Origin of the sequence: Propionicimonas sp. (genome assembly GCF_047606205.1) — a bacterium.
In the GTDB taxonomy this organism is placed as follows: Bacteria; Actinomycetota; Actinomycetes; order Propionibacteriales; family Propionibacteriaceae; genus Propionicimonas.
This window is the reverse complement of record NZ_JASGES010000212.1, coordinates 1-4032: the sequence shown is the minus strand read 5'-3', so window position 1 is coordinate 4032 and position 4032 is coordinate 1. Positions and strand designations below refer to the sequence as shown.

Genomic DNA, 4032 nt, shown 5'->3' with positions numbered 1-4032 from the left:
CCTGGCCGTCGACGCCCTGGCCGCGGTCCTCGCCGAGGCCGCGGCCGACGCCGGCGTGCCGCTCGGGCAGGCGGTCGCGATCGGCTGAGCGTCGCGATCGGCGCTGTGGTCGCGCGCTCGGGCCGAGCCCGGCCGCGGCCTCAGCCGGTGGCGGCGGTCGGCAACCAGAGTTCGAAGGTGCGGTCCTGCTCGGCCACCCGCCACTGCGCGGAGGTCGCCAGCCGCTCCCGCAGGCCGGACGTCACGGCGTTGGTGGTGTCCAGCAGCACGCACGTGGTTCCCGCAGGGACGATCTCGCCGGTCGAACCGGAGTAGTAGGCGATGCTTCGCTCCAGCAGGTCGCGCCCGAAGAAGTCGGCCCTGCCGTCCATCCAGACCTTCACGTCCGGCCGCAGCAGGACGACGGCGCCGCCGATGTCCGGCGCGGAGAACAGCCGGCACGGCGAGGGCAGCCGGGCAACGATCGCCCCCTCCGAGGGCACCCCGTGCTCCCCGGCGATGACGACCACCGCCGGCGACAGCCCCACCAGCACGACACAGAGGACCACTCTCCAGAACCGGCCCGCGCTGTAGTCCCGCAGCAGGCGCCGGACACGTCCCTGCCCCGCCCCGGCCTGCAGCCGCCGGCGCAGCTGGTCGACCGCGCGGGTCGCCAGCGCCGCGACCACCGGGGCCAGGGTGACCGGCCCGATGCCCAGGAACCGCAGCGCGACCAGCCCGGCCAGGGATGCGGGCACCCCGATCACGGCGAGCGCCGCCAGCAGGCGGAGGTCCGAGCCGCGCCGCCACTCGCGGTACAGCCACCACGCGGATGCCCCCGCCACCAGCAGGGCGATCACGACCATGCCGTTGTACTCGCCACGCTGCATGGGGTCGAAGGGCGAACTCCATTCGGTGAGCAGGCCCTGGCTGGCGTCCTGGACCGCGCGGGCCCGTTCCAGGCCGCCGACGACGCCGTAGGGCGACAACACCGAACCGAGCACCCATCCCACGCCGCCGACGGCGATCAGCAGGTTGCGCCGCCCCGCGGCCAGGGCAGGGGTGAACCACCAGAGCACGGCCCAGACCACCGCCATCGCGGGGCCGATCAGCAGGAAGGACAGATGGATCCAGTTGCCCAGGACCGACAGCGCCAGCGCCGCCGCCGCCGTGGACGAGACCAGGGCGGGCATCGGCAGCACGGCGGCCCGGTCGCTCAGCCGGAGACCGGCGTACACGGCGACCATGATCAGGATCTGGGCGCCGGTCGTCGCGCGGGCGCCCAGATAGGGAAGGGCGCCGGCGAAGATGGCGAAGAGCCCGATCAGGCCGGGGAGCGGCCTGGCGCCGAGCCGCGCGGCGAGCAGCGCACTCAGCACCAGCAGCACCAGCAGCACCAGAGCGGAGAACACGAAGAAGCCCCAGAACCCGCCGGCCCGGTACGAGCCGGCGAGCAGGACGTTCCACAACGGCGAGTTCGGATACCAGTCGCCCTGCACCCCCGACCACGACCAGGTGTCCGGGCGCACCAGCGGGACGCCGGCCAGGTTCTCGGCGCCCGCGCGGATCTGCCAGTACGGGTCGCGCTCGGCCACCCGGCCGGCGCGGACCGCCGCGAACGAGATCAGGAAGCCCGCCAGCAACAGACGATCCCACCAGCGGTCCCGGGTGCCCGCCCGGCTTCGCGATCCCGCCATCCCCACGTCCTCCCGACCGCCGCTGAGAGCACCCTACTGACGCGGCGCGGGGAAGGCAGGTCCGCACCACCGGTGTCGCGAAGGGGTCCGGGGGGTGGTCGCTGCCAGAGCGCGTCCGCAGCCGGAACGGGGCCGGGACGTCGCGTCCCGGCCCCGTGCCGGCGAGGTTGGCAGGAAAAGGGACGGGCCCGTCACCCCAGAGGCGGGCCCGCCCGGCCGGCTGGGCTCAGGCGGCCTTGATGGCCGAGACCTCGAGCTCGAGGACGACCTTGTCGCTGACCAGCACGCCGCCGGTCTCGAGCGCGGCGTTCCAGGTCAGGCCCCAGTCCTTGCGGTTCACGGTGACCTCGCCCTCGAAGCCGATCCGGCTGTTGCCGAACGGGTCGGTGGCCGCGCCGCCGAAGGTGAACGGAACGGTGACCGGCTTGGTGACGTCCTTGATGGTCAGGTCGCCGGTCACGTTCACCGTCTCGTCGTCGACGATCTCGAAGCCGGTGGCCTTGAAGGTGATCGTCGGGTAGGTGGCGGCGTCGAAGAAGTCGGGGCTCTGCAGGTGGCCGTCGCGGTTGGCGTCACGGGTGTCGACGCTGGCGACTCCGATCGTGACCTCGAGGCTCGATGCGGCCGGGTTGGCGCCGTCGATGGTGGCGGTGCCGGACACCTCGTTGAACGCGCCACGGACCTTGGCGATCATCGCGTGGCGGGCCACGAAGCCCACCCGGGAGTGCGAGCCGTCGAGGGTGTAGGTGCCGCTCAGGTCGCGGACGGTGCTGGTCGTTGCAGTGGTCATCTGGGGATCTCCTTGCATTGTTGAACTCTCAACTAAAGGCTAGCTCGCCATTGTTGATCCGTCAACTACTGATTCAGCAGCTGGCGAAACACGCCTGACGGACGCCCGCCGAGCGGGGGTAAGGTGGCCGCACACTCACGCGCGGCGCGCCGCGCTTGCGGTTCGTCGACCAACGGAGGATGGATGAGCACAGCGACTTTCAGCCACGATGACGTGCGCCTTGAACTCCCCCTGGTCGCGGCCACACAGGGCAACAACGGCTACGACATCACCAAGCTGTTGGGAGCGACCGGCGACACCACGCTGGACGTCGGATTCGCGAACACGGCGTCCTGCCAGTCGTCCATCACCTTCATCGACGGCGACGCCGGCATCCTGCGCTACCGCGGGTATCCGATCGAGCAGCTGGCCGAACAGTCGACGTTCCTGGAGGTGTCCTACCTCGTCCTCTACGGGGAACTGCCGACGACCGAACAGCTGGACGCGTTCAGCCGCGGCATCGCCCGCCACCACATCATCGACGAACGGATGCGGGAGATGTTCCGCACCATGCCGCGCAAGTCGCACCCCATGCCCGTCCTCTCCGCCGCGATCAACGCCCTGTCGACGTTCTCGGCGTCCCGGTACGGCGACGCGGCCTACGACAGCGAGCAGGCCACCCGCATCCTGATGGGCTCGGTGCCGACGCTGGCCGCGTACGGCTACAAGAACTCGGTCGGCCAGCCCTTCCTCTACGCCGACGACTCGCTGTCCTACATCGAGAACTTCCTGCGCATGTCGTTCGGACTCCCGTCCGGGCCGTACCCCTTCGACGATGCGATCACCCGCGCGCTCGACGTGCTGCTGATCCTGCACGCCGATCACGAGCAGAACTGCTCGACCTCCACCGTCCGCATGGTCGGGTCGTCCGGCGCGAACATCTACGTCTCGATCGCTGCGGGCGTGAGCGCGCTGTCCGGCCCGCTGCACGGCGGCGCCAACCAGGCCGTGCTGGAGATGCTGCAGGGCATCAAGGACGACGGCGGGGACGTGAAGGCCTACGTCCGCAAGGTGAAGGACAAGAAGGACACCACCAAGCTGATGGGGTTCGGCCACCGGATCTACAAGAACTACGACCCACGCGCCGCGATCGTGAAGAAGCACGCTGACGCCATCCTGCGCACGCTGACCGGGACGCAGGACGAACTGCTCGACCTCGCCCTCGAACTCGAGGACGCCGCGCTCAGCGACCCGTACTTCCAGGAACGCAAGCTCTACCCGAACGTGGACTTCTACACCGGTCTGATCTACCAGGCGATGGGCTTCCCGCAGAACATGTTCACCGTGCTGTTCGCGCTCGGCCGGCTGCCCGGCTGGATCGCGCACTGGCGCGAGCAGTTCAGCGACCCGGCCACGAAGATCAACCGTCCGCGCCAGATCTACGTCGGCGAGGTGGAGCGCGCCTTCGTCCCGATCGACCAGCGAGCCTGACCCACGGCCGAACCCGTCCTCGCTCCCGAAAAGCGGGGTTTGTGCCCCGCGTGGGGGGGCGAAGCCGCGGTTTGGGGGGGGGGGGGGCCGTTGGGG

Annotated in this window: 3 protein-coding genes; 1 reads left to right on the top strand and 2 read right to left on the bottom strand. The window is 70.5% G+C overall.

Annotated elements, in window-relative coordinates; genetic code table 11:
• Positions 1-140: 140 nt before the first annotated feature.
• Both QM633_RS13255 and QM633_RS13250 read right to left on the bottom strand, forming a co-directional pair.
• Positions 141-1676 (bottom strand): hypothetical protein, encoded by a 1536-nt coding sequence (locus tag QM633_RS13255; RefSeq protein ID WP_415154237.1) that lies wholly within the window; start codon positions 1674-1676, stop codon positions 141-143.
• A 226-nt stretch (positions 1677-1902) separates the two neighbouring features.
• Positions 1903-2466, bottom strand: coding sequence for a YceI family protein (locus QM633_RS13250; protein ID WP_415154236.1), 564 nt, complete (start codon positions 2464-2466; stop codon positions 1903-1905).
• A gap of 183 nt (positions 2467-2649) precedes the next feature.
• On the opposite strand from QM633_RS13250, the gene QM633_RS13245 reads away from it, so the two are divergent.
• Complete coding sequence (locus tag QM633_RS13245) at positions 2650-3936, top strand: citrate synthase (RefSeq protein WP_415154235.1); 1287 nt, start codon at positions 2650-2652, stop codon at positions 3934-3936.
• The last annotated feature ends 96 nt before the right edge of the window (positions 3937-4032 follow it).